This window comes from Gordonia aquimaris (assembly GCF_026262595.1).
Classification (GTDB): Bacteria; Actinomycetota; Actinomycetes; order Mycobacteriales; family Mycobacteriaceae; genus Gordonia; species Gordonia tangerina.
Genome location: NZ_JAPKFM010000040.1, coordinates 1 through 25,203, shown reverse-complemented (window position 1 = coordinate 25,203; position 25,203 = coordinate 1). Strand labels below are relative to the sequence as shown.

At 60.3% G+C, this 25,203-nt stretch carries 21 protein-coding genes and 4 pseudogenes; 18 read left to right on the top strand and 7 right to left on the bottom strand.

The window, feature by feature from the left end; translation table 11 throughout:
• From OSB52_RS23675 to OSB52_RS23660, 4 genes and pseudogenes are all read right to left on the bottom strand, one after another.
• Positions 1-437, bottom strand: a 437-nt coding sequence (locus OSB52_RS23675; RefSeq protein ID WP_006369622.1) for an ATP-binding protein, incomplete at its 3' end; no start/stop codon positions are given.
• 6 nt (positions 438-443) lie between these two features.
• Positions 444-1,740, bottom strand: a pseudogene (istA, locus tag OSB52_RS23670) (IS21 family transposase).
• An 82-nt stretch (positions 1,741-1,822) separates the two neighbouring features.
• Positions 1,823-2,417, bottom strand: a pseudogene (locus OSB52_RS23665) (IS256 family transposase); the annotation flags it as partial.
• A gap of 172 nt (positions 2,418-2,589) precedes the next feature.
• Positions 2,590-3,066, bottom strand: coding sequence for a PaaI family thioesterase (locus OSB52_RS23660; RefSeq protein ID WP_005194983.1), 477 nt, complete (start codon positions 3,064-3,066; stop codon positions 2,590-2,592).
• Between the two features lie 256 nt (positions 3,067-3,322).
• Between OSB52_RS23660 and OSB52_RS23655 the strand changes: the two genes are divergently transcribed.
• The 11 genes from OSB52_RS23655 to OSB52_RS23605 all read left to right on the top strand — a co-directional run bounded on the left by OSB52_RS23655 (position 3,323) and on the right by OSB52_RS23605 (position 13,835).
• Positions 3,323-4,057: an MlaE family ABC transporter permease gene (locus OSB52_RS23655; protein ID WP_005194985.1), complete on the top strand. Its 735-nt coding sequence runs from the start codon at positions 3,323-3,325 to the stop codon at positions 4,055-4,057.
• A 10-nt stretch (positions 4,058-4,067) separates the two neighbouring features.
• Positions 4,068-4,931: an ABC transporter permease gene (locus tag OSB52_RS23650; RefSeq protein ID WP_006369623.1), complete on the top strand. Its 864-nt coding sequence runs from the start codon at positions 4,068-4,070 to the stop codon at positions 4,929-4,931.
• A 9-nt stretch (positions 4,932-4,940) separates the two neighbouring features.
• On the top strand, positions 4,941-5,978 hold the full coding sequence (locus OSB52_RS23645) for an MlaD family protein (RefSeq protein ID WP_005195121.1): 1,038 nt from the start codon (positions 4,941-4,943) through the stop codon (positions 5,976-5,978).
• Positions 5,975-6,988 (top strand): MlaD family protein, encoded by a 1,014-nt coding sequence (locus OSB52_RS23640; protein ID WP_005195122.1) that lies wholly within the window; start codon positions 5,975-5,977, stop codon positions 6,986-6,988. Before OSB52_RS23645 ends, OSB52_RS23640 begins: the two co-directional genes overlap by 4 nt.
• On the top strand, positions 6,985-7,980 hold the full coding sequence (locus tag OSB52_RS23635) for an MlaD family protein (protein WP_005195123.1): 996 nt from the start codon (positions 6,985-6,987) through the stop codon (positions 7,978-7,980). Before OSB52_RS23640 ends, OSB52_RS23635 begins: the two co-directional genes overlap by 4 nt.
• Positions 7,974-9,035 (top strand): MlaD family protein, encoded by a 1,062-nt coding sequence (locus OSB52_RS23630; protein ID WP_005195124.1) that lies wholly within the window; start codon positions 7,974-7,976, stop codon positions 9,033-9,035. Before OSB52_RS23635 ends, OSB52_RS23630 begins: the two co-directional genes overlap by 7 nt.
• Positions 9,032-10,075: an MlaD family protein gene (locus OSB52_RS23625; RefSeq protein WP_005195125.1), complete on the top strand. Its 1,044-nt coding sequence runs from the start codon at positions 9,032-9,034 to the stop codon at positions 10,073-10,075. Before OSB52_RS23630 ends, OSB52_RS23625 begins: the two co-directional genes overlap by 4 nt.
• Complete coding sequence (locus OSB52_RS23620) at positions 10,072-11,028, top strand: MlaD family protein (RefSeq protein WP_005195126.1); 957 nt, start codon at positions 10,072-10,074, stop codon at positions 11,026-11,028. The genes OSB52_RS23625 and OSB52_RS23620 overlap by 4 nt, the downstream gene beginning before the upstream one ends.
• Before the next feature lie 47 nt (positions 11,029-11,075).
• Positions 11,076-11,765: a hypothetical protein gene (locus tag OSB52_RS23615; protein WP_005195127.1), complete on the top strand. Its 690-nt coding sequence runs from the start codon at positions 11,076-11,078 to the stop codon at positions 11,763-11,765.
• A 29-nt stretch (positions 11,766-11,794) separates the two neighbouring features.
• Positions 11,795-13,435 carry a long-chain fatty acid--CoA ligase gene (locus tag OSB52_RS23610; RefSeq protein WP_266063751.1) on the top strand — a complete coding sequence of 547 codons (1,641 nt, stop codon included), beginning with the start codon at positions 11,795-11,797 and terminating at the stop codon, positions 13,433-13,435.
• A 238-nt stretch (positions 13,436-13,673) separates the two neighbouring features.
• Positions 13,674-13,835, top strand: coding sequence for a hypothetical protein (locus OSB52_RS23605; protein WP_005195129.1), 162 nt, complete (start codon positions 13,674-13,676; stop codon positions 13,833-13,835).
• A 131-nt stretch (positions 13,836-13,966) separates the two neighbouring features.
• Here OSB52_RS23605 and OSB52_RS23600 read toward each other — a convergent pair.
• Positions 13,967-14,938: pseudogene (locus OSB52_RS23600) on the bottom strand (IS256 family transposase); the annotation flags it as partial.
• Here OSB52_RS23600 and OSB52_RS23595 point away from each other — a divergent pair.
• Positions 14,931-15,101 (top strand): annotated as a pseudogene (locus OSB52_RS23595) (integrase core domain-containing protein); the annotation flags it as partial. The pseudogenes OSB52_RS23600 and OSB52_RS23595 sit on opposite strands and share 8 nt — an antisense overlap.
• A 192-nt stretch (positions 15,102-15,293) precedes the next feature.
• Here OSB52_RS23595 and OSB52_RS23590 read toward each other — a convergent pair.
• Entirely contained in the window at positions 15,294-18,383 is a 3,090-nt protein-coding gene (locus OSB52_RS23590) for an MMPL/RND family transporter (protein ID WP_006438828.1), read from the bottom strand.
• A gap of 79 nt (positions 18,384-18,462) precedes the next feature.
• On the bottom strand, positions 18,463-18,801 hold the full coding sequence (locus OSB52_RS23585) for a DUF4873 domain-containing protein (protein WP_005195185.1): 339 nt from the start codon (positions 18,799-18,801) through the stop codon (positions 18,463-18,465).
• 133 nt (positions 18,802-18,934) lie between these two features.
• Here OSB52_RS23585 and OSB52_RS23580 point away from each other — a divergent pair, with 133 nt between their 5' ends.
• From OSB52_RS23580 to OSB52_RS23555, 6 genes are all read left to right on the top strand, one after another.
• Positions 18,935-19,903 carry an AurF N-oxygenase family protein gene (locus OSB52_RS23580; RefSeq protein WP_005195186.1) on the top strand — a complete coding sequence of 323 codons (969 nt, stop codon included), beginning with the start codon at positions 18,935-18,937 and terminating at the stop codon, positions 19,901-19,903.
• 161 nt (positions 19,904-20,064) lie between these two features.
• Positions 20,065-21,585, top strand: coding sequence for a flavin-containing monooxygenase (locus OSB52_RS23575; protein WP_005195187.1), 1,521 nt, complete (start codon positions 20,065-20,067; stop codon positions 21,583-21,585).
• Between the two features lie 47 nt (positions 21,586-21,632).
• Positions 21,633-22,502, top strand: a complete 870-nt coding sequence (locus tag OSB52_RS23570) for an SDR family NAD(P)-dependent oxidoreductase (RefSeq protein WP_006369629.1) — start codon at positions 21,633-21,635, stop codon at positions 22,500-22,502.
• Entirely contained in the window at positions 22,499-23,569 is a 1,071-nt protein-coding gene (locus OSB52_RS23565) for a ferredoxin--NADP reductase (protein ID WP_005195189.1), read from the top strand. The genes OSB52_RS23570 and OSB52_RS23565 overlap by 4 nt, the downstream gene beginning before the upstream one ends.
• Positions 23,559-24,464, top strand: a complete 906-nt coding sequence (locus OSB52_RS23560; RefSeq protein ID WP_006369630.1) for an alpha/beta fold hydrolase — start codon at positions 23,559-23,561, stop codon at positions 24,462-24,464. The genes OSB52_RS23565 and OSB52_RS23560 overlap by 11 nt, the downstream gene beginning before the upstream one ends.
• 91 nt (positions 24,465-24,555) lie before the next feature.
• A partial coding sequence (locus tag OSB52_RS23555) for a TetR/AcrR family transcriptional regulator (protein ID WP_266063745.1) occupies positions 24,556-25,203 on the top strand: 648 nt, incomplete at its 3' end.

Below are 25,203 nucleotides of genomic sequence, written 5' to 3'. Positions count from 1 at the left end.
AGGCGGGTGACCCATCCGGTGGTGGTGTCGAAGAGCACAGGGTAGGCGTTGTGCGCGGCTTTGATCCCGAGCGCGATCGCGAGGTGGGTCTTACCCACTCCAGGTGGTCCGAGAAGGATCACGTTGTCGCTCTTGGCGATCCAGGTGCTGGTGGCCAGATGGGCGATAACATCGCGACGCAATCCTGGAAGGCGGTCGAAGTTGAAGTCCTCGAGTGTCTTGACCGCGGGGAAGCGAGCGCCACTGATCCGCAGCACGGTGCCGTTGGCTTCGCGTTCACTGACCTGGCGGTCAAGGATCGCTGCGAGGTACTCCTCGTGGGTCCAGTTGTCGGTGCGGGCCCGCTCGGCCAACTCGGCCCAGCAGCGGCGGATCGCTGGCATCTTCAACGCCCGCGCCGCGAACTCGATCTGCTTACCTGTGTGATTGTCGGACATGGTATTTCACCTTTCAGTGATAGTGGACGGGGTGGGTGGTTGAGCACCTGACGGGGTAGCAAAGTGCACCCCGAACAGGTCGTCGTAGTCTGGTAGCGCCCGGATCGGTACCTCGTGGCCGTCGGGGTGGGCGCGGATGCGGGCGGCGTTTCGGGCCCGGTTGGCGAGGTCTTGGCGGCGGTAGTCGCGGCGCAGTTCTTTGGCTGCCCGCACGTGCTGAGGGTCGGCGATGGTGACGTGGTTGGCCCAGCTGCGAGCGTGGTCGGCGACGGTGACCTCGCCGCACTGGATGCGCACCTGCTGCAGGTCGGCGGTGATGTCGACGAAGCGACCGATCACCGACGGGTGCACCGAATAGTCATTGCCGGCCACACGTACGTAGTAGTCGCGACCGAGTCGCACCCGGCTACTCAACCCGATATGAGGTGCGGTCGGGGGAAGCCCGGCCATCTGCTCGAGGTCCTCGGCGAGCGCATCACACGGGCGTCGATCACCGATCGCGCGCACCACTCGGGTGTTGGCATGATCGGCCAGCCACCGATCGAACTGGGCGGTGAAATCGTCCGGTGAGGCGAACTGGCGGCCCGGCAGGAACGAGGTCTCGAAGAATCGGTTGTTGCGTTCGACCATGCCCTTGTACTCGGGGTCTCGCGGTGGCGCCAGCTCCAGCCGAGTGCCCAAGGTGCCCACGAATCCTGCGGCCAGCGCGGTGGGTGTGCCCTTGGGGCCGATCGCGGCTTCGCGGTCCCACACCAGCTTGCGGGTCACCGCGCCCAGTTGCGACAGCAGCAGCCACATCCCCGTCAGGATGTCTCCGCCCTGGCGCGACGGGATCATCACCGCCGACCGGTATCGGGAGAACGCCAATGTCATCACCAATACCGGTAACATGGCGAATTGATTGTGGCCCACTGGGATTCGGTAGTCCGGGAACCACAGATCCCACTGCGAACAGCCGCCGGGCTCATAGATCACCCGATCGGCCGGATCTACCCCACGAAACTCCGGGCGAATCACCCGGACCCGGTCTTTGAGGACAGTCAACGATCTCGTCCACCCGATCCGCTCCGCGATCACCGTCGCCGGCATCGTCGGATACTCCCGCAACAACGCCCGGATCTGCGGTTCGAACGCATCGACCACCGAGCCCTTCGCCGGTCGCGAGTACTTCGGCGCGGTGTCTGAGGCCAACGCCGCCCGCACCGTGTTACGGGCCACCCCCAACCGGCGCGATCTCCTTGATCGGCACACCCTCACTGCGATGCAAACGGCGGATCTCCGCCCACTGCTCCACTGAAATCACCCTCCTAACAAGACGGGGGTCAAAATTCACCCGTCGTCAGGGGGTCAGTTTTCAGGCGCCGTCAACATACCCTTCGGGATCGATCCAACGACCGCGTCACCAGGTAGAGCGTTTTGAGTGCGGACTGCTCGTTCGGGAAGTGCCCTCGAGCGCGCACCGCACGCCGCTAGCGGGGCGTTGAGACTTTCGCTAGCGTTGGTGGAGCACAACACTCGTCGAATTTCGACGTCGTTGTCAAGGAACGGGATGAACTCCTCCCACGCACTCTCCCACAGGGTCACGATCGCCGGGTACGGCGTGCCCCACTTCTCAGCGAATTCCTCCCATCGCAGCCGGGCCTCAGCGGCGGTCAGCGCGGTGTAGATCGGTCTGAGATCGGCGCTGATCTTGTCCCTATACTTGCGGGAGGCGTACTTGAAGGTGTTCCGGATCAAATGGATGATGCACGTCTGTACCGTGGCCAACGGAAACGCGGCAGACACACTGTCGGGCGACCCTTTCAAGCCGTCACAGACAAGGGAGAAGATGCCCCTGGCACCCCGGTTCTTGAGGTCGGTGAGCACCGCCCGCCGGAACGTGGCCGACTCGCTGCCGCCGTCGCCAGCCCACATGCCGAGGATGTCTTTGTGCCCATCGAGATCAACCCCGATCGCGGCGTAGATCGGCCGGCTACTCACTCACGCACCTCATCCGCGGTGGTGACATCGTGTTCTTGACCAGTCTCAACTGGCCCTGCCACCAGGGCATCCACGCCCTCGACTGTGTCGGTCATCGTCGTGATTCCTCCTGCCCCACGCCGGGGGCGATCAAACCACTTACACCGAATCAGCGACAGTCCCCCCTGCGGCGTCAGTCTGTACGCGTGAAGTTGGCGAAGAAGTCATCGATTGTTGATAGGTCGGCATACCGTCGAAAATGAGCGACGTCGACCTTGACGAAGACACCGCTAGAGGTGAAATACGTTCGATCATCGAACGATCCAACGGCCGCGATGTGCAGTAGGCGATCCGACTCGTGGTCAATCCAAGCAGAGAGGCGAATGGGAGTGTGCAGAGGGACCGGCTGACGGTATTCGACGGTCAGGGTGCGGGTCACCGCGGGGGTCCGCGCGATCCACAGGGTGAAACCCATGATGTCGTCGCAAGCGGCCGAGATCGCTCCGCCGTGCGCCAACCCGGGCGCGCCAAGGTGCCTCTCGTCGAAGGTGTGATCGGCGTACACCCGCTCGCCACTCCGGTAGACCTCAAGTTGAAGTCCGTGGGGGTTTTCGCTTCCGCAGCCCATGCACTGGGACGAGTGCGCCGGCAGTCTTGCTTCTGAGGTCATCTTCTGATCGTTGTCCTTACTAAGCCGCCACCTACTCAAACAGGGTGCGGGGGTCGATGAGGTGTGGGAGCAGGTCCCGACACGGTCTTTCTGTAAACACTATAGGTAATACTGCCAGTACCTGGTACCGTCCATAACGCGCACCAGCATTAAGCGGCGCATACCCCGTGTACGAGGGAAGGAGAGGTCCATCACCACTCGGACCGGCGCCAACCGTTTCCTGGACGGCGCCGCCACTTTCGGTAGCACCCTCGGCTTGGCTGGCCAGGCCCTGCGGTGGGTAGCGGTAGACATTGCTACGGGACGGTTTCCGTTTCGCGAAGCCGTATCGCAGACTTGGTTCGTTATTGTCGTGACGACTCTGCCCGCGATTCTGGTAGCTGTGCCATTCGGTGTCATCGTGTCGGTACAAGTGGGAAGCCTCACTCAGCAAGTTGGGGCCACGTCAATTGCTGGCGCCGCTGGGGGCCTCGGGATCATTCAACAGGGAGCGCCCATCGTTACCGCCCTTCTACTCGGGGGCGCGGCCGGATCAGCGATTGCCTCTGATTTGGGCGCTCGAACGATTCGCGAAGAAATTGCCGCCATGGAGACACTCGGACTCAACCCCACCAGGCGCGTCGTAGCACCTCGGTTCGTATCTGTGTTGATCACTGCGCCGATGCTCTGCATGCTGATCGTCTTCACCGGGCTGCTGGCGGGCTACGCCATCAGCGTCGATGTCCAAGGCATCACACCCGGCAGCTATGTCGCATCGTTCGCGTCGTTCGCATCGGTAACCGACATCGTTGTCGCTCTATGCAAATCGCTTGTGTTCGGACTTGTCGTGGTGACGATTGCTTGTCACCGCGGGCTGTCGACGAAGGGCGGCCCTAAAGGCGTCGCAACCTCGGTCAATGCCACCGTAGTGCTGGGTGTCGTCGCGTGCTTCGTGATCAATGTCTTTATCACGCAACTAACAACCATGTTCGTCCCCCAAACCATTGGATGAGAAACGCCTCGTGACCACCGTTCCCTCCCGGAGGTTCTCCGCCGCCACCCGGCCGGTCGGTGCCGTGATCGCGCCCGTTGCACAAGTACCTGAACGCTTGGGGCACGTCGCGACCTTTGTGATCGCCGCGGTCCTCGGCATCCGCCATGTCATCACCACATACCGGCGCCAAACCCTGCTCTACATACAAGAATTCGCCTGGGGTAGAGGTGCAGTCTTGGTCGGTGGTGGAACGGCCATCGTCCTCGCCATCCTCGGCATCGCCGTCGGCGCCTCAATCGGTATCCAGGGTTACGCCTCGCTGGACCTCGTAGGGATGGGTTCACTGACTGGATTCATCTCTTCCTACGCTAACACCCGAGAGCTTGCGCCAATGATCGCTGCGATCGGGTTCGCAGCACAAGCCGGCTGCCGGTTGACAGCTGAGATAGGCTCGATGCGCATTTCCGAGGAGATCGACGCTCTCGAGGCTATGGCGGTACGTCCCATTCCCTTCGTCGTCAGCACTCGCGTAGTGGCGTCGATCACGACCGTGATTCCTTTGTACATCATCGCGCTTATTCTCGGATTCGCGGCCGCTAAGCTCGTCGTCACACAGGTACACGGCCAATCCGGCGGCACTTATGATTTCTATTTCGACCAGTTCCTCAAACCTCAGGACCTTATCTTCTCGCTCATCAAAGTTCTTGTATTTGTCGTTTCCGTAGTGATTATCCATAGCTATCAGGGCTACTTCGCCACAGGCGGAGCTGAGGGGGTAGGCCGGGCGTCCGGCCGAGCGATCCGCACGAGCCTCATCGTCATCGTCGTGGAGGACATGATTCTGACACTTCTGATGTGGGGATTCGATTCCGGCGTACGGATTTCTGGGTAGGGGGGTTCAGTGGCTGTCTTTCATGATCCGTCCGGGCGCGAACCATCGCACGGGAACCTGGTCCTTCGGGGGGTCGCCCTCTTAATCCTCGGCGCGATAGCTGCCTACTTACTGATAAGTGACGCTAACGGTGACTTCAGCGATCACACGTCGTTGACCATCAACACCGACGCGATAGGCGACGGATTGAAGGGGGGATCGGAAGTGAAGTACCTTGGGTTCACCGTGGGCGAGGTCTCGAGCATCTCGGTTCGAGACCGTGGCGCGACGGTCAAAATCAACTTCACCGGTTCCGGCAACGACCTAGATCTCCGGCAGGGCATGACGGTGAATTACACTTCGGCAAACGCACTGGGACCGACGGCACTGGAAATCGTAGATCCTGGACACGGACCGCCCATCGGTTCCGGCGGGAGTGTCTACGTAAGCAGGTTGCAGTCTGAACAGACCTCGGTGTCAACACTTGTTCGCAAGATCTCCACGCTGGTCGAGGCACTGGACCAGCCCTCGTTCGAAGCGGTGGTGAGGTTCATCGTCGAGGATTCGCAGGCAATGTCTGATAGCGGAAAACTCGTATTCCAGATCGCGAAGCTCACGCGGGATGTCCAGAAACGGCCGGTCGGGGAGGACCTAGAAATTGCAGCCAATCTGTCCACCGGAGTCGCCGACTTCATGACGCCGTTCGTCCCTGGCGTCTTGAAGAACGTCGATATCGCTGACTTTTTCGCCACTCAACAGAACATCGATCGCACGAAAAGCAATCTCGGCGACACGGGAAAGGTTCTGTTCGGTGCACTCGGCGGACTGCTCGACAAGAATTACCCGGCCCTGAGTTCGCTGTTAGACGTCGGCCTTGATCTAGCGCGGCCCGTCGCCAGATCCGCCTCGGGGCTCGTTCGCACGGTGTACACGATCCCGCAGATCCTCGATGGCATCGACAAAGCCTTGCCGAAATTCGGCGACCGAGTCCAGCTCCAGCTAGCACTGGTGGTCCAGACCTCACCTGCTCTACAAAGCGCATTGAGAATGGGGGGGCCCACGGGATGACTCTGAGGTCTCTGACACCCACAATCATTAAGATCACCGCGTTCACCGCTGTCATCGGCGTCCTTACGTATGTCATCATCGCGATTCTGCAGCCGACCAACGAAGGATCCTCCAGTTCGCAGCGTTCCGCGGTTTTTGCCGACGCTTCCGGACTCAAGCCCCGCGACGGGGTACGACTCGCTGGAGTGAAGGTGGGATATGTAACGGCTGTCGACCTGAAGGGATCAACAGCGATCGTCCGTTTCCAACTGGACGACGGCGTCTCGATTACCCCCGCGACGACTGCCGCCGTCCGTTACCAAAACCTGCTGGGGCAGCGGTATGTGGAGCTCATCAATGCCGGACAAGGCGCCGACCAGGAGTCGATCACACAGGTGGCACTCAACAAGACCGTCCCGTCGTTCGACGTATCGACACTATTCAACAGTTTCAAACCAGTATTCGATACATTGAATACGGCCGAGATCAATGAGCTTCAGTCGAACCTGCTACGGGTCGCCCAGGGGGACGGTCGAGGTATCGCACCAGTCATGAAGCAAGTCGCGAACATCACCGAGTACGGGAACCAGCGTTCAGAGATCATCACCAACATTGTGACGAGCCTGGGACAGGTGTCTGATCAGTTGATGGGGCGCTCCGCCGAACTGGTCGAGTTGATAGACAAATTGGGGTCAATCGTCGATGCGTTCAGCCGCGTGAGCGATCGCCTGAGGGCCTCGCTGCGGGAGGTCAACCGTTCGATGGCGAAGACTGTGCTCTCCGGTGAGCAGATCGAGTCGACCTACGACACCAGCTTCGCGGCCATTTATCAGAGATTGGTGCGGGAGCCAGGGGATACAGAAAGCTTACTGAACGGTGCCGTTCTCCTGAAGCCACTCCTGGACGCCCTGGAAACTACATCCAAAGCGACACCTTCGTCCTCGGCGGCAGGGTGCGCCCGAGGAGTGCTCGACCTACCGAGAACAGCGCAGATCGCCCTGATGGGTCAACGACTGGTGGTGTGCCAGTGACCCGCTTCTTCGATAAGCGTCCGCATCACCGCCCGCAGCGTCGGCGCGACCTCATCCTGGCGGGAGTCGTTACGATGGTCACGGTGGCCGGCCTCGTCGTGGCGGGTGCTGTGTACATCTCACCGCCCGGACAAACTATCTACAGTGCCAAGTTAGTCAATACCGGCGGATTGGAAGCCGGCGACCAGGTACGTATCGCCGGGATCAGGAAAGGCAAGGTCGCGTCAGTCGACCTGACCGGAACGTTCATCACCGTGCGATTCCGGCTGGATGACTCGATTGCCGTTCGGTCGGACGCGACGGCGAACGTCCGTCTCATCACCCCTATTGGTGGACGTGTATTGGACCTCGACCCAGGTTCAGGCCCGTCGGCCCTCGACGGTGCAATCCCACTGGAGCAGACAAGCAGCACCTACGACATTTCCAGCACGCTTGAGACAACCACACCGGTGTTCCGTGACGTGCGTGGTGTTGATCTACGGCGCACAGCGGCGCTGCTACAGAATGCTTTCTCCGACGGAAACACCAATATCCCTGATGCCCTGCAAAACGCGAGCAGCCTGATGGACCTACTGCAACGTCAGTACGCACAACTCGACAAGACGATGACGTTGTCCGATGAGTACGTCGCCGCCCTCGCAAACCGCAAGCAGGTACTCGTGGACTTCCTCCGCCAGCTCAGCTTCCTTGCCCGCACCCTTGGACCAGACATCGCCAACGTCCAGAACGGATTCGATTATCTGCGCCGTCTTTTCAAGCTACTGACCCGACCGCTTGTCGCGTACCGCGACGGAATAGAACCATCGGTACAACAGTTCAAGACCCTTCTGAACAAGGTGTCGGCCCAGATGCCCGCCTACGCAAACGCGCTGACCCAGGTCGATCAGATCACCAGACGACTGAGCATTCTTCTCGACGCTCCAGAGGTCGGTCCAGCGAGTCCTGAACCGACTGTCCGCATCTGCATCCCGAGTGGTGATCAAAAATGCTGACAGAGCGGATGCGTCAGCATCTGATCCCGATCGCCACCATCGTCACACTGGCAGTAGTGATCGCGGCCGTAGGAATCAACTATGCGACAGCCGACGACGACACGCGGCCACTATGTGCGGAGTTTTCCGACGCATCAGGTCTGTACGAAGGCAACTCCGTCGCGATGCTCGGCAAGAAGGTGGGCAGGGTCGTAGGCATTCACGAGGAGGGCCAGAGGGGCGTGCGTGTCGACATGCGGATCGACAAGACCGTGCCGCTTCCCGCGGATGTGGGGGCCACCCTGGTGTCCACCTCGATTGTCACCGAAAGACAAATCGAGTTCACCCATCCCTATCGCGGCGGAGAGCATTACGAGTCGGCCAAGTGCATACCACTGAACAAAACCAGGACTCCACTGGGGATTAGTCAAACGCTCGACGCGATCAGCACTCTTTCCGATGAACTCGTCAAGGACGGCGGACGTGACACCGATGCGATTCTCCAGGCGCTCACGCTCGTCTCCAAGAACATGGAGGGAACCCAGGGCGATATCTCTGGCATTCTCAAGGACTCGGCCACGCTGATCAACGATCCGACCCGGCGTGATGGTCAGATACGCAGAATTGTAGCCAACCTCGCGACCTTAACCGGTGTTGCCACCGAGAACAGTGCTGAGGTGACCCAGCTGTTCGACAACTTCGTCGGCGCAATCGAGGTGATTGTTGCTTTCGGTCAAACATTCGGCGCCGCAACAGAGTACGCAGGTACCTTCGTCCCCATCCTGTCGCGATTGGCGTCCGACTTCGGTCCACCGATCTTCGCAATTGGTGATGCTGCGGTTCCACTCCTCGCGCAAGTAGGCAAGCAAGAGAACATCCTGGCGACCGTCGCCGCTCGAACGGCTGACCTCATCGTCAAGCATCCGGATGCGAAGTCGATCCTGCGGGCATTCGCCGTGTCTGTCCCACTGCAGACCCTAAGAACGGCGTGTGCCTCTCCCCCCGTCAACGGCGTCTGCAGGACGGGTAACGAAGTGGCGACGATCGCTAACTTGATCGGAGGGCAATCTCAATGATGACCTACGGCTACCTTCGCCGTGTCACGGCCGCGATCGTGACGCTGTTCGCAGCGACCATCGCCCTCGCCGCCTGCAGCATCAACGCCGACAACCCGCCGACCATCGGCGGATCATCCGCCCGAGACGGCTACGACATCGAGATCGAGTTCACGAGTGCTCTGAACTTGCCTGCCCGTGCCAAAGTCCTCTCTCGAGGGATTGACGTCGGTGCCGTCACCAGCGTCACGTACGACGGAGGCCACGCGCTGGTTGCCGCCCGAATTGATAAAGACGCCCAACTGCAGGAAGATTCGCGCGCGGAACTCCGCCAAGACACTCTCCTGGGCGAGATTTATGTGGCCATCCTTCCCCCCGCACAGCAGTCCACCCAAGCCTTGCTGCACGCGGGATCGGTAATACCTCTCTCACGCACCGAACCGGCTGCCAACGTCGAGGACGTGATGCGGGGGATGGCTAATGTACTGGGCGGGGGTGAACTCGATAAAATCCATACCGCGATATCGACACTGAACTCGACCTTTCCGAGTGACCCCGCCCAATTCGATACGCTTTACCGCACGACGTTGCGCACCGTGTCTGAGGTGTCCGCCAACACCGACAAACTCGACGTAGTCCTGCAGTCGGCCGATCGCACACTGAAAGTGATCCTGGCCGACCCGTCAGGTACTGACCGAATGTTGACCAAGGGGGGAGTGAACTTCTATGGTCTGGGCTATTCGCTAATTGACGTCGCGCTACTTATCGCCAACCTGCGCGACTTCGCAGTATCTGCCGGCCGTATCGTCGACCCTGAGTATTCCCGCATCAAGGAAACGGTAGGAGCGATCGCGCCGGTAATCGCGTCCATCGCGTACTCGGACATCTACTCCAAGGATGTTTCCGACAAGGCGACGCGTGTAATACGCGAGAAGCTCATCCCATTCGTCAGCTCGCCAGATATCAACGTTTCCGACGTGTCTATCGACGGCCAAGATCTAGCCCGACGTGATGCCGGGTCGTTCATTAACGTATTGCGAGCGATCGGAATGATGCCATGATCCGCAGCACCGTCGTATCCCTGGTTGCCCTTGTCGTCGTCTTCCTCGTCGGAGCAACATACCTGACCATCGACGTGGCACGAATAAACCCGTTCCGCTCCGACTACACGATCTCGGCCATACTCAAGAGCTCGGGCGGCCTGCTCGACACATCGCCGGTGATGCTAGAGGGGGTGCCGGCGGGCAAGGTGACATCTATTCGCGTCACAGATAATCAGCTCGCCGTCGACATGTCCATCGACTCCGGCTACAAGATCCCTCGCGGCAGTGTCATGACGATCCAGAACCTCTCGGTCGCGGGAGAGCAATACATCAACTTCATCCCACCGGATACCACCACCAGTGAGTACTTGCGTAGTGGGGACCTAGTGCCCGCCAGCGCCATCCACGTGTCCCAATCCGTTCCCCAGGTGCTCCCGAAAATGTCGGCAGTGGCCGACGCGCTCGATCCAGCATCGATTCAGACCATCAACGAAACGATCTCGGCTGCAGTCGACGGCCGGCAAAAGGACCTCGACACGATCGGAGACATGATGCACCGCCTCGTGGACTTCGTCGGTGACGACGGTGCGGTCCGTACCACCGCGGACAATGCCGAGTTCCTCCTGGGCCTCATGTCGAACGTGGGCGGTGTGCTCAGTACCGCGTCGGTCCGGACCCCGGATGCCGTCGACGGTTTGGCGAGAATCCAACGTGCGTTCATCGTTTTCACCTCTACGTCCTACGACAAATGGCCACCAATCCTGAAGCTAGTGGAAAAGCTCAGCGGTTACATCCAGATACTTCAGCCCGACATTGTCGCCATCACCCGCGCGGTCAAACCGGCGACGGCGAAAGTCGCAGACACATACGTCGACTTCGGATCGATCGGTGATCTCCTGGCGCGAACATTCCCCGCGTCCCATCGGGGACAGGCGCAAATCCCGATCGCCGTCACACCATCACCCCGCTGACGCCCGATGTCTCCCCCCCCTACCCCAGCATTTACAGAAGGCAGCAAATGACCGCACACGACAACGGATCAGAATCCGAGGACAGCGGCACCGAAAATGAGCTGACTACGGCTTCCGATAAGGCAGACCGCGGCGACGCCACTAGTGCCACAGAACCTGCGACGTCACAGGACGTTTCCGCCTCGGACGAGGCAAGCCCCCCGACGTCCGAGGCCGAGCAGCGCTGGGGATCAGCACGCCTCCAGGTGGTGGCCGTCGGTGCTCTCGTGGTAGTACTCGCGGTGCTGGCCGGGCTCTTTGCTTACCTCTACATTGACATGCGGCAAGCAAAGACGTCCCTGGAGGACGCCGCCACACAACGAGCGCAGGCAGCGCAGGCAGCATCGGACTACACCACAAAGTCGCTCACGTACAGCTACCAAAACACCGACGCATTCTTTACCGAAGTGAAAGAGAATGCCAGCGATGCGTTGGTCAAGCGATACGACGATGTCGAACCCACCCTGACCCAAATCATGAAACAGGCCAAGGTCCAAGCGGCGGGACGCGTACTGGCGACCAGCGTCACCGGCAGCGCCAGCGAGAACCGGGGGGAATACACGGTGCTGGTCTTCGCCACCCAGAAGACCCAGAATGTTCAGAACCCTCAGCCGAGCGAACTCCCCACACTGTTGAAAGTCGTCGTGCTGAAGACCGATAACGGCTGGCAGATCCAGGATTACGGACCTGCCGAATGATCCAGCGTCCGCCGCGAAAGGAGAGTTAGATGAAAAGCACCATGCAGGAGGTGCCGATGACAGTGTCATCGATACTGCGCCACGTCGCAACCAATCACACTGTTAGGCAGGTGATTACCTATTCCGTGAACGGCTCTGCCCGGTATGCGACCTACGGCGATCTTGAAGAGCGATGCGCACGTCTGGCGAATGCTCTGCGTCGGGTCGGCGTGGTCGGCGACGACCGCGTGGCAACGATGCTGTGGAACAACCAGGAGCACCTCGAAGCGTACGCTGCGGTACCCGCGATGGGCGCGGTGCTGCATACGCTGAACATCCGGTTGTCACCGGCTCAGCTGCAGTTCATCGCGAACCACGCCGAAGACAAGGTCATTATCGTGGACGGGTCGCTGGTTCCGTTGTTGGCGGCGGTCCTACCGGGCTTGGCGACGGTTCGGGTTGTGTTCGTTACCGGCGACGGCGACACCTCCCCGCTCGACGGGCACGGCGTGACCGTGATGCGATATCATGACGCGCTCGCAGCGGAATCCCCAGTGTTCTCTTGGGTCGATCCCGACGAGCGGTCGGCTGCGGGTATGTGTTATACGAGCGGCACTACAGGCGATCCCAAGGGGGTCGTCTACAGTCATCGCTCGGTGTTTCTGCACTCCATGGCAGCGTGTACCGGTAACGCTCTGGCGATCGCAGAAGCCGATCGTGTACTTCCCGTCGTGCCGATGTTTCATGCCAGCGCCTGGGGTCTGCCCTACGCGTCGCTGATGGCCGGCGCGGACTTGCTGATGCCTGATCGATACCTTCAAGCAGCGCCGCTCGCTGACATGATCCAACAACATCGCCCCACGAAGGCAGGAGCAGTACCGACAATCTGGAACGATCTTCTTCAGTACGGTATCGCGAATCCGGGTGTCGACTTGTCATCGATCGACCTTGTCGCCTGTGGTGGAGCTCCCGTCCCGCAGTCGTTGATCGAGGGGTTTGCGGACCGCTTCGGCGTACAGATTATTCAGGCGTGGGGTATGACTGAGACGTCCCCGCTTGCAGCGGTAGGTCGGCCTCCCGCCGGGATCGGCCCCACAAAGGAAATATCTTACCGCAAGCGACAGGGACGGGCAATTTGCGGGGTGGAGATGCGCCTCATCGACGAGGGCGGCCTGCCTGTTCCCCGTGACGACAAGTCCGTCGGTGAACTCGAAGTGCGGGGTCCGTGGGTCACAGGCAGCTACTACCGACTCGAGGACACCGAGAGGTTTCGGGATGGCTGGTTGCGGACCGGCGACGTGGGACACATCAGTCCGGACGGGTATCTGACGCTGACCGACCGGTCCAAGGACGTCATCAAGTCCGGGGGCGAATGGATCTCGTCAGTGGAGCTCGAGAACTGGATCATGTCGCACCCGGATGTCGCCGAGGCCGCGGTTGTCGCGATGCCCGACCCCCGATGGCAGGAGACAGCTCTCGCTGTTGTGGTTCCGGCACCGGGTCGCGAAGTGTCGGCTGACACGCTCCACGAGTGGTGCCTAAGAAATTGCCCGGAGGAGATCCCGCACTGGTGGATCCCGAACAACTGGACGTTCATGGAGCAGATACCACGGACGAGCGTGGGCAAGTTCGACAAGAAGGTGTTGCGCGCGAAGCATGAGCAGGGCGAGCTGCCGGTTGTATCGAACTAGCGCCGCACGGGGTCGGCTTCGCGTCCGCACTGGCCGAGATAGGACACCGCCGAGGTAAGGCACAGATGTGCCCACCGAACGTCCTCAGCGTTCGGTGGGCACGTATTTATTGGAGCGATCCGTCTGCCCGATGGCCCCGGTGGGAAAGACAGAACCGTCACTGGGAATTGCGCGGCCATTCATCTCTCACTCATCGTTCGTTGGGCGCCGTTTTATCGAGCGTCGTAGAGTTTGCGAGGTGGACATCGCAGCCAGCGCTCCACATTCGCAGTCATCAGCACACAACATCGAAGGGGCCACCATCATGGCCGAGGCTATCGTGGGCGCAATCATTACCGACATCGTCGGCGAACTGGTCACCGGATCGATCGAGTCCGGATCAGACGAAGCTACCGCTTGAGCGCTTCACAGAAGAACACACCGCCCCGTGGCTTCTGCCGCGGGGCGGTCTCTTGGTGCGCGGGGGCTCGAGAGCTTGTCAAGATGTCTGTGTAAGAACGTGGCTCCTGATTTTCTTGTGGTCTGTGGGGTCTAGCTGAGGTGGGGTTCGATCCGGTCGGGGTAGGCCAGTGCGAGTTGTCCGAGGGCCTGTTTCCAGTTGGTGACGACCTGTCCCTCGACCAGTCGTCCGAGGGCCTTACGGGGCTGTGACCGCCTGGTCCCGCGTTCTTTGAGGCGTTGAGCGGCTCGTTTGTCTTCGATGTCGCAGATGGCCAGCCACAAGAGTTTGCGGACCGCGATGTCGTTGGGGAAATGTCCGCGGTTCTTGATGACCTTGCGGAGCTGGTAGTTCAATGACTCGATCGAGTTGGTGGTGTAGATGACTTTGCGCAGCTCGGGCGGGAATGCCAGGAAGGGGATGAACCGATCCCAGACTCGGTCGAAAGCCATTGCCGCACTCGGATATTTGGCGCCTAGTTCCGAGTCGCGGAAGGCTTCCCACTCGCGGCGGGCGGTCTCGGCGTCGGGGGCGGTGTAGATCGGTTTGATCGCCCGGGCCACGTCTTTGCGGTCTTTGTGGTTCACGAACCGCATCGAGTTGCGGATCAGATGCACCAGACAGGTTTGCACGGTGGCCAGCGGCCAGGTCACCTCGATTGCCTCGGGGAATCCGGTGAGCCCGTCACAGCACACGATCAGCACGTCCTTGACGCCGCGGTTGGCCAGATTCGCACACACCCCGGCCCAGAACTTGGCGCCTTCTTCGGCCTGTATCCAGATTCCCAGCACATGCTTGACGCCGGCCATGTCGACGCCAATAGCGATGTGGGCGTGCTTGTTTCGAACATGAGAACTGTCTTTGACGTTCACCACCAGCGCGTCGAGGTAGATGCCGGGACACAACGGCTCCAGCGGCCGGTTCTGCCATTCGTCGACCGCGTCGAGGACCTCGTCGCAGATCTTGGAGATCGTCTCGTGCGAGAGATCGGTGCCGATCGTGGCGGCCAAATGGTGTTGGATATCGCGCAACGTCATGCCGCCGGCGTACAGCGGGACCACGATCTTCCACTCCAGCCCGTACAAGACCGTCTCCGACGTCGAGTTCGCGGCCGCTGGTTGGGTCGACTGGTACAACAACAGCAGGCTGCACTCGAGTATCGGCCAGATCCCCCCGACCGAGTTCGAAACGCTCCACTACTCTGGCCTCGGCCCGAGGACCAGCCCACAATGGAGGCGGCACAAAACCTCGGGTCGTTCAGTCCCTGTGCGTGAGGCTCCGGCCCGCAACCCCCAACACATCGCCGTGGAGTCACCCATACCGTCTAGCGTTGTACGGACGCAATTCGTCTATCACGAGCGACCGTGCCGCGTCATGCCCTATGCCGATCCTTACCTGTTGACGGGATGGTCGGGAAGTTCAGGGACCGACGCTTGTCAGATCCCCATGGGTTCGTCCGCGTGTCTTTTGCGATGGTCCCGGGGCGCGCCGGAAGCGGTCGATGTCACCCGGCCACCAGCTTGCAGTGCCCAGCAGCACCGCTAGTGCCGGGACTACTAAGGTCCGCACCAGGAACGTGTCGAGCAGCAAACCGACACCGATGATGAACCCGATTTGCACCATCACATCGATGGAGCCGACCATCAGCCCGAACATGCTGGCTGCGAAGATCAACCCGGCCGAGGTGATCACCGAACCGGTGTAGGCGACGGTACGCATTACTCCGACCCGCACGCTCGCTCTCGTCTCCTCTCTCAGGCGTGAGACCAGCAGCATGTTGTAGTCAGCGCCCACCGCCACCAAGACGATGAACGACACCAGTGGAGCTGGCCAGGCGATCCCGGCACCGAGGATGTGTTGAAGTACGAGCACACCGATACCAAGAGCCGCCATATAGTTCAAGACGACGGTTGCAAGGAGATAGACCGGTGCAACGACGGCCCGCAACAACAGCATCAGGATCAGACCCACGATGAGAAGTGTGGCTATGCCAAGCAGTTTGAAATCGTACGACAACAACCGCTGGACGTCGGCATTGATCGCAGGAAAGCCCGCGACCGAAGCACGTCCGCCCTCCAGAGTGGTGTTCGGCATCGCGTTCTCGGCGACGCTAGACAGCTCGTTCGCCAGCGTCATTGCATCGGCAGAGTATGGGTCGTAGGAGGTCTGTACCGCATAGCGCACGGTTTTCCCGTCGGGCGAGATGAACTGTCGAGCGACCTGACTGAACTGCTGGTCCTTGAACGCATCCGCGGGGAGATAGAAGCCGGTTGCCGAATCAGAATCGCCGATCTCGCGGGCGGGAGCCCGAAGCTGTGCGGCGACCTGTGCTAGTCCACCGAGTAGCTGAACGTTGCTGTCCACCAAAGCCCCGACTCCGTTCGACAACTGACGTGCGCCGTCGGCGAGTGCGCCGACGCCGGACTCGAGTTGCGAGACCCTGTTCCCGAGGTCCTGTCCACCGATGGTCTGTAGTGCAGAATTCAGCGTTTGAAGAGAACGCTGCAGCTGTGCCATGTCGGTAGAGCCTGGCGCACTCACGCGGCCGAGTTGCGCGGCAAAGTTAGCCACCCTCGCGAGCGACTGATCATCCGCGAGTGCCCGGATGTCGGCCGTTTGCGCGCGCAGTGCCGAGCACTGCGCGATCTGCTGACACCACGGAGCTTCCAATGCGGACAACGCTGGCGCGACCGCGTCTGCCGCAGACTGGGCCCGACGTGCGAGTTGAGACAGCTCAGGCGCTCGCTGGGAGAACTGTCGAAGCGTTGGGGCGGCGCTCGCGAGTTGGTTCACCAACGGCCGGTACTCATCGAGTTGTGGGCCAAATGACGACACCTCGTCTAGCAACCCCGACAGCGGAGCGAGATTGGATGAGATCTGGTCTTCTAGCAGTGCCAGGCCTCCGGCGAGCTGCTCTGATCCGGTCTTCAGGACGGCCAGATCACCCTTGCGGGCCTGTACATCTCCGGTCTCCTCGGTGATCTTGGTACCGATCTGATCGTTCTGCCAAGACAATTGCGCCTGCTGCAGCTTCTCACCGGTTGGCCGCGTCACGCCAATGACCCTGGTCACGCCGGGAATCTGCGCGACGCGGGATGCCAACTGGTCGAGGTCGGCAAGGCCTTGAGCCGTGCGCATGTCGTTCTCGGACTCCACCACCAAGAATTCCGAGATAATGATGTCTTTCGGAAAGTGGCGGTTGAGCAGCGCGTAGCCTTCGTTGCTCCCTGTGTCAGTTGGCTGCCCCTCTCGATCGTCGTAGGTGATCTGGATTGTTGCGGCGACCAGGGCGAGGCCAATCAACGCGACTACACTGATCGCGAGCAGAGGGACCGGCCGCCGGATAACCATGACTCCGACTCTTCTCCAGTAATCCCGCGTCAGGTCACGGCGGGGAAGGCCGGCCCCTCTCTTGGCAGCGAAGGAGAGCACGGGGGGCAACAATGTCACCGTCGCCAAGAATGCGAATGCTATGGCGATTGCGCAGGCCGGCCCCAAAGTGTTGAACACACTGAGCTTGGCGAAGGCCATAGCCAGGAAGGCTAGGGCCACAGTGCCCGCCGATGCGAGAACCACGCGGCCGATAGTTGCATTCGCGTGGGCAATAGCGGCATCAGGAGAGTTGCCTGCTCGAATACCCTCATGATAGCGGCTGATGAGGAACACCGAATAGTCAACTCCGGCACCGAAGATGATGACGGTCATGAACATCGAGGTGAACTGGGATACCGGCATGCCCAGCTCGCCTAGTCCAGATAGAACTCCGCGACCCACGGCCAAACTCATGCCCACGACAAGCAGCGGCATCAGCGCGGTGAACACCGAACGGTAGACGACGAGGAGGATCACGGCGATCAGCAGCACGGTGGCGACAGTGATCAGGACCAGATCCGACTCGCCCACGGCGAGTTGGTCGCTAAAGGTCGCGGGTGGGCCTGTCACACGGACTCTCGTCTCAGTGTCGCGAAAGATTCTCTCCGCGGTGTCGCGTACCGCTGCGACCGCCTCCGCGGTATCGGGTCCCCCGAGTGTGCCGGTCACTCCCACGGGCAGATACCAGGCTTGCTTGTCTTTGCTGAGAGCCTGACTCGCAGTGAGGGGATCGCTCAGCAGGTCTCGGACGGCGATGACGTGCTTGTCGTCCGCCCGCAGGGTGTCGACAAGCACGTGGTATCGATCGCGGGTGTTGTCGGACAGGCCTGCACTGTTCTCCATCACAACGAATACGGTGGTCTTGGCGCCGCGCTCGTCGAAAGAGGCGCCCATACGGTCCAAGGTCTGAAAAGACGGGACTCCGGCCGGGATCGGATCCACAGATTGTTCCCGTACCACTGACTCCAGTTGAGGAAAGAGAAGGCCTAAGCCGATAGCGGCACCGAGCCAAACCAGCGTCACAATCCCTTTGCGGCGGAGGGTAAACCATGCAACCCGCTCAAGGGTCGGACTGTATTCGCCGAGTTTCTCGCCCCCTCTCGACGAGCGGGTTCGAATGGGAGACGAACTCACCATGTGCAATATCCTCTCGACCTGAAGTGGGCGACCCAATCGTTCGGATCCGTCTGGCGAACGTCCGTGCGGTGGATGATTGTCACTTGTGGTGGTGCTCGGCCATGTCTTCGACCTCCTCGAGAGTGGTGGGCAGGTGGTATGGGGGGGTGCTCTTACCTGAGATGCGGTATCGGCCCCAGAAGTCGGGATCCCCGACGACACACTCCGCCCGCCCCTCAGCGGTCGTAAATACAGCGATCGCGCGGGCGCCTTTCAGGAGCCCGTCGAGCTCATCATTCTTCTGAATCCGGCCATACCAGGTGTATAAGCCGTTCAGCGGCTGGAAATAACCTCTTATTTTCGCTTCGACATGGATCTCCGTCCCACGGCACACCAGGGTTCCTTCGCCGGAGTAGTCGAGGTCATGGTCGTCAGACATGCAGCCCTACCTTCTTCGCATTGAGCGTTGACAAATAACGCGGTTCGTGGATACTAGCAGTACCAGATACTGCGAGTAATGGGTACTGGGCGCCAGGCCCCGACTCCCAGCCTTGAACGACCGAGGAGAAGACATGACCGTGCAGGATGCCCATATCAAGCCCGACTTTTCACAGGAGGGCATGGCCCGGGTGAACGGGCGCAAGCCCGTCGACATGGAACGATCTGCAGGTCGTCTGTTGCGGTCTTCCGCGGAGAAGTTCTACGACGCGGAGATCGACATCGACTGGGAGTCGCCCTGGGAGGAAGGCAAGTACTTTCTGCCAGAGCACCGGGTGTCGCTATACGGCACCAAACTATGGAACAAGATGACCGAGGAGCAGCGTCGCGAGCTGGGACGCCACGAGATCGTGAGCATCCTCAGTTTCGGCATCTACGCAGAGAACCTCTTGAGTTCGGCGCTCCTGCGCATGTCGGCAAAGGGGGCCCTAACCGATCAGAAGTCCCTATACGCGCTAACAGAAATCGGCGATGAGTCCCGCCATTCCACTATGTTCGCGCGCCTCATTAACAAAACAGGCGTGCCCCCTTACAAGCTCCCTAAGGGCTTCTTGAGCTTCGCAAAGATCCTGCATTTCGTCCCGCTCGGACCGTCGGTGTCCGGAGCCACGCTGCTGATCGAGGAAATCCTGGACCGCGCCCAGCGCGAGGCGATGAACGACCCCAGTATGCAGCCTCAGCTTCGCCAGCTCATGAAGATCCATGTCCTCGAGGAAGCCCGTCACATTACCTTTGCGCGACTGGAGATGATCGAAGGCATGCAGCGTCGACGTAAGGCGACGCGCGCTTGGCACCGAGGGGTGCTTGCCGTCATCGCGAACCTGGCGTACCCGCTGCTCATTAATCCGAAAGTGTACCCCGCAGTGGGAATTAGCCGCTGGCGTGGCGTATGGGCACAACAAACCAGCCCAAACTATCGGACCAACCTGCAGTTCATGTCGGAGCCCATGATTCGGTTCTTCCATGAGGCGGGAATGCTGGAAGGCAAGTTCACAATGGCCATGTGGCGCGCGACGCGGAGCCTTCCCGACGATCTCCGCTGATCTCCGTTCACGCGGCCGAGCCGTCACGGTCGACATCAGTTAGACCTGTGCGGAGCATTCTCGATGGCTTCGCGATCACTTCCGCCTCAACAGATCACCCGCTGCCACTGTGCGCAGGTGATGTGTTGTGCCAACGAACCCACGAGGGAGAAAGCATAAACATGGCATCTTCAACTACCCGGCGCGCCTCGCGCGCCGCCGCCAAAACCGACTCAACCGACGACCCGATTTCGACCAAGATTCTGATCATCGGAAGCGGGTTCTCTGGTCTCGGGATGGCCGCACAGCTAAGACGTCGCGGGTACAGCGACTTTCTAATCCTGGAGAAGGCAAGCTCCGTCGGTGGAACCTGGCGCGACAATACCTATCCGGGCTGTGCATGTGACGTCCCGTCGCTGATGTACTCGTACTCATTCGAAAGTCGAGGTAGCTGGTCGAAGGTGTGGTCGTCACAACCAGAAATTGAGCGGTATCTACAAGACGTCGCGGACAAGCGCGGCGTGACACAAAAGATTCATTTCGGTCAGAAGTTGGTTTCCGGATACTGGAGCGAGTCAGAGTCGCGGTGGCACCTGCGTACTGAGTCCGGACGTGAGTACATTGCTCAGTTCGTAGTTTCAGGAGTCGGTGCGCTGCATATCCCCAATTTTCCCGAAATTTCGGGGATTGAGGACTTTAAAGGCGAAGCGTTTCACTCCGCACAGTGGGATCATTCGGTGGATCTGGAGGGCAAGCGTGTCGCCGTGATCGGCACTGGTGCCAGCGCTATCCAGTTTGTGCCGTTCGTACAGAAGGAGGCCATGTCCCTCAAGGTCTTCCAGCGAACCCCTGCCTGGGTCCTACCCCGCAAGAATTTCACCGTTCCGCCGGCCCTGCGGACTCTTCTGAGCAGACTCCCGATTGCACGTCGTATCGCCAGGTGGTCGGTGTACTGGGGTGCGGAGAGCCTAGCCTTCGGCCTCAACGGTCACTCCAACCTTATGCGGCCAATCGAACGGGTCGCTCGGTGGAACATTGAACGCTCCATCTCTGATCCGGCACTACGCAAGAAACTGACCCCGTCATATCGCATCGGCTGTAAGCGAATTCTGGGATCAAACGACTATTACCCTGCACTTGCGGCGCCCAACACCACCGTCATCAGCGATCGGATTGAGAGGGTCACCGCTGATTCCATCATCACCTCAGACGGCGTCGAGCACCTCATCGACGTAATTATTTATGCGACCGGTTTTCACGTGACTGATGGTTTCGATCAGCTCGCCCTGAAAGGTGCCACTGGCGAGGATCTCCCGTCCCACTGGCATCAGACGGGGATTAACACGCACCTGGGCATCACGACCAAGGGTTTTCCCAACCTGTTTTTCCTCCTCGGACCCAACACGGGCCTCGGCCACAACTCAGTGGTGTTCATGATCGAGCAACAGATCAAATACATCATGAAGGCCATCGACACAGTAGAAAGCCGAGGCGCTGAGAAGGTTGACGTACGCCCGTCCGTGCAAGAACAGTTCAACACCGACATCCAGCGGAAGCTGGCCAAGGGAGTGTGGACCAACGGCGGCTGCACGAGTTGGTATCTCGACTCGCAGGGCGTCAACCGGACCGTGTGGCCGGGCTTCACATGGCAGTACTGGCGCGCCACAAAAGATTTCGACCCCGCCGAGTACGACATCGCCTGAGCCCGAACGCACGGAGAGACACGATTCGTAGAAATGGTGAGACGACAGTGAGCAATTCTGACCGGCATGATTACACAGGCAAGGTGGCAGTGATCACCGGTGCCGCGTCAGGGATCGGTCGGTCTCTGGCACTCCAGTTGGCGGAGCGAGGTGCCGCACTGGCACTGTCCGACATTGATGAGATGCACTTGAAGGAGACTGCAGAACTTTGCCGCACCACGTATGCGGCGACGGTAACCGCCGCCGTACTAGACGTTGCGGACCGCAGTGCGTTTCAGGACTATGCCGACGGAGTGCGGTCAGAGTCGGGCCACGTCGACATGGTGTTCAATAACGCCGGCGTGGCCTTGGGCGTCGACGTGGTCGACATGACCTGGGAAGACTTCGACTGGCTCATGGGCATCAACTTTGGCGGAGTCGTTAACGGGTCGAAGGCGTTTCTGCCTCACCTGATCGCGTCCGGGGACGGACATCTCATTAACACGTCGAGCGTCTTCGGCTTGATCGGAATCCCCAGCCAGAGCGCATACAATGCCGCGAAATTCGGCGTCAGAGGCTTCACCGAGGCGCTCCGACAGGAGATGAAAATCAGTCGATACCCGGTCACAGTGACATGTGTGCACCCGGGGGGTGTAAAAACCAACATCGTCAACAATGCCCGAGGCGTTTCCGCCATGGGGGCAGACACCGCGACTGTCGCCTCGCTGTTCGACAGGATCGCACGAAGCACCCCGGATAAAGCAGCGGCGACAATCCTCAAAGGTATGGACAAGAAGAAGGCACGAGTGTTGATCGGTGCGGACGCCCGCGGTTTCGACTTCGTGGCACGGGTGATCGGTCCCCGCTACCAGGACATCGCGGCGCCACTGACACGGGCGGGTTACGCGGTCGCACGTAGACAGGGGATCCTCAAGTGACCGTCGAACCCGATGCACGTCCGGCTGCCGCAGCCCGCTCACGCACCTTGCGCGTCTCAGAAGTGACCCAGGAAACGAAAGACTCCGTCACCATTTCGTTCGAGATCCCCGATGCCATGGTCGAGGAGTTCAAGCATGTCCCAGGGCAATTCATCACCGTGAAGATCCCATCTGATCGGACCGGTCATGTCGCACGATGCTACTCGTTGAGCAGCTCGCCTCACGTCGAGGACTTCCGTCTCGAGATCGGGATCAAGCGGACGGAGAACGGTTACGCATCGAACTGGCTGTGCGACAACGCGATGACGGGAATGGAGTTGACCGTCCTCCCGCCGTCGGGGCACTTCACGGCTAAGAATCTCGACGTCGATTTTCTATTCTTTGCAGGAGGAAGTGGGATCACTCCGGTCTTGTCGCTGATTAAGTCGGCGCTTGTGTGCGGCGGGGGCGAAGTCACACTGTTCTACGCGAATCGCGATGCCGAGTCGATCATGTACGAGGGCCAACTGGCGCAGATCGCCTCCGAGTTCCCCGAGCGTTTCACGGTCTTCCACTGGTTGGAGTCGGCTATGGGGATTCCGGCACCTGAGGATGTCGAATCCGCCATACGTGAGCACCGCGGTGCACAGATCTACACCTGTGGTCCGGCGCCGTTCATGGATCTGGTTCAGAAGTCGGCGGAGGCCTGCGGTGTCGAGCACGCCTCGGTACATCGAGAAGTCTTTCAGTCACTGACCGGAGATCCATTCGAGACAGCCACGATGCGTCAGCTCAGTGACGACGATGGTGTGGCGACCGCCACGGTCTATCTGAATGGGCAGTCCATCACGACTGAGTGGCCGCGCAACACTCCGTTGCTCGACGTGCTATTGGCCCAAGGTCACAATGCCCCGTACTCCTGCCGAGAAGGGGCCTGCAGCGCGTGCGTATGCAAGCTGGTTGAGGGTGATGTAGAAATGGCACAAAACCACATCCTCGTTGAAGATGACATTGCCGACGGTGAACGGCTTGCGTGTCAGGCACTTCCGCTGACGGATGCAGTCACGGTGAGCTTCGATGACCTCTGAGATAGCGAGCGAGTCGCGAGGATCGCGGCACCTCGAGGTCCTCTCCTCCGACGGAACCAGGTTGTTCGCCCAGGAATTCGGCTCGGGCCGGGATGCTCCACTTCTAGTCTTTAGTCACGGCTGGGCCTGTCAGGGGCGTTTCTGGCGGCCACAGATCGAACAGTTCGCGGCGACGCATAGGGTAGTGGTCTACGACCAACGCGGACACGGGTGGAGCGACCGGGGCCGGGTACCGTTCTCGGCGAGACTTCTGGCCGATGACTTGGAGTCCGTAGTTCGGGCGGTAGCCACTCCCACCGACAAGGCTGTCGTGGTCGGACACAGCATGGGAGGTATGTCCATCATGAGCTGGGCAGCTGAGTACCCAGCCTCGGTGTCGGAGCTGGCCCGCGGAGTAGTACTGGCAAGCACCGGGCCATCACAGTTGGTGGATCGGTCAACGTTACTCAAAGTTCCCCGCCAGCTACGACCGAGACTTGAACGGGCCTTCGCGGCTAGTCTTGCGGTCGCGGGACCCGAGATGCAGGACACGCGTTTGTCTCGCCGCCTGATTCGTTACGGAACCCTGGGCCCGGGCGCGACTGTCGAGGTAATCGATGAGTGCGCCGACATCGTGTTGCGATGCCCACCACAGGTGCGGGGGATGTGGGGTGCGGTTTTGGCGACAATCGACGTCAGCAGGGGTGTTGACTCGCTGACAGTGCCGGCGGCGGTCATCGTGGGCGATGCCGACAGACTGACCCCGGCGGCCCATTCGGTGGATCTCGCAGCGCGACTGGGTCGGCAGGGCGTTCTATTTGAATTCACTCTTCTCGACAAGGTCGGTCACATGTCCAACCTAGAGGCCGTTGAAGACTTCAATTCAGCTGTGGCCAGGTTAGACAGATCCGCTTGAAGCTCGTTTCGACCCATGTCTCTGCCGACTGCATGCGTGCGCCACGTGCTTATTGGGGCGACGGTCAACCATCCTGGTAGCGTGGTGGGTCATGTCTGTAGTCCGTCGAATCTCCGCAGCCCCGGTGAAAGTGCAACGTCGTGTGCGCGATGCACGAAGCACGCGTTGGGACGACCACCGCGCTATCGTGAAGGCTGAACTCGTCGACGCGGCAATACGCGCGATCGAGAAGTTTGGCGACGCTGTGAGCATGGACGACTTCGCGGAAGAGGCAGGGGCGTCGAAGCCGAAGCTTTATCGCCATTTCGGTGACCGAGCTGGGCTCTATTCCGCTGTGGCAGCACGTTTGGGTTCGATGATGTGGGAGTCCGCACAGTCAACTCTGCTCTCCGGACAGCAGGACTCCGTCGACGAGCTCTTCCGGTCAGCGATCTCCGCATACGTGTCATTGGTCGACGAGCATCCGGCGGTCGTCCGCTTCCTCATGACGAACCACATGTTTCAGTATTCTGAGTCCGGCGAGGGAGGGGCCGCGGATCAGCTGAGATCGGCAATGGATATTATTTCCGACGAGTTCGCCCGTAGCCTCCAATCGGTCGGTGCCGACGAGTCCCTCGTCGCCGTCGTAGTGGCCTCCATCTTGGGGGCGGGCCTATCAGCTACCCAATGGTGGATCGATCACGGTCGGCTCAATGGAATGAGCAAGGACCTGTTCTCCGCGCACCTTTATCAGACGTCG